This window comes from Microbacterium sp. Bi128, from assembly GCF_918698205.1.
In genome coordinates, this window is record NZ_CAKKMM010001543.1 from 1 (window position 1) to 1,151 (window position 1,151).

Annotated in this window: 2 protein-coding genes; both read left to right on the top strand. The window is 62.8% G+C overall.

What is annotated here, in order from left to right:
* Positions 1 to 633 (top strand): redoxin domain-containing protein (locus LQV45_RS34405; RefSeq protein ID WP_230012359.1); only part of this gene is annotated, 633 nt, incomplete at its 5' end.
* A gap of 100 nt (positions 634 to 733) precedes the next feature.
* Positions 734 to 1,117, top strand: coding sequence for a DUF5996 family protein (locus tag LQV45_RS34410; protein ID WP_230012361.1), 384 nt, complete (start codon positions 734 to 736; stop codon positions 1,115 to 1,117).
* Positions 1,118 to 1,151: the final 34 nt, after the last annotated feature.

A 1,151-nucleotide genomic window follows, 5' to 3' on the forward strand; every position in this document is an offset into this window, starting at 1 on the left:
TCGATGGCAGGGACAGTCGCCGCTCACCGGCACGTGAAAGGCGGCCGAATCGTGCGCTCGGATATTGCACCTGGCGGCATCTTCCCCGATTACGAGTTGCCTGACCACGAGAACATCCCCCGCAGGCTCAGTGAGTTGCAGGGGGAGGACCCGCTGGTCTTGATGCTGTCGCGCGGACACTACTGCCCTAAGGAGCATCAGCACCACCTTGAACTTGCGGCGTTCTACCCGAGGGTCGCTGTGGCCTACACGCGGATGGTGACCATTGCGACCGATGACCATCACGTGCTCCAGGAATTCCGTGGGTCCGTGGGGGCGCAATGGCCGTTCCTCTCTGATCCTGGCCGCACGGTGCAAAAGGATCTGGACATCCAGGAATACACCGACCCGGACCACGACCCGATGATCCCGCACACGCTCGTTCTGAAGCCCGGCTTGGTCATCCACAGCATCTACAACGGCTACTGGTTCTGGGGGCGTCCCTCCGTCGACGACCTCCGCCGTGACCTGCGCGCAGTGACGAAGGAGATCCGGCCTGACTGGGACCTCAGCACGCCCGGCCTCCGTGAGGCATGGGATGCGGGCAACTGGGCGCCCTTCCACGGATGGAACAAGCGGGTACGGCCGCACTGAAGACGTCGAGTCGGCCTCTGTCTGTGAAGGACGTGTGATGGACGCGTCTGAAGTTTTTGGCGCTCATAACGGGTGGCCGCAACTCCGGGGACACCTCCACATGTGGACGCAGATTGTCGGCAAGATCCGCATTGCGCACACTCCGATGCTGAACCACTGGTGGCAGGTGACGCTGTACCTCACCCCGCGCGGCTTGACTACGTCTTCCATCCCCGACCGCCATGACGCCTTCGACATGGAATTCGAATTCTCCGAGCACGTCCTGCGGCTAGACACCGGCAACGGCATGAGCGCCAACGTTAACCTCAGCCCGAAGCCGGTGGCCGAATTCCATGGTGAGACCTTCGATGCCATGAACCGCAGCGCTGGGCGAGCTTTCAGGTCGATGACGAGGACATCACCCCTCACCCAGTCTGGTATGGCTCGCAGGTGGGCCACTGGCCCGACGGCCTGGGACCGTTCGCTCGGCTCGCCCAGGAGCTAGAAGCCCTCAGCGACCTGTTCGAGAACGTATGGGG

Excerpts from the sequence above, each read along its gene's own strand:
- LQV45_RS34410 (WP_230012361.1), top strand. The coding sequence starts at position 734 with ATGTGGACGCAGATTGTCGGCAAGATCCGCATTGCGCACACTCCGATG.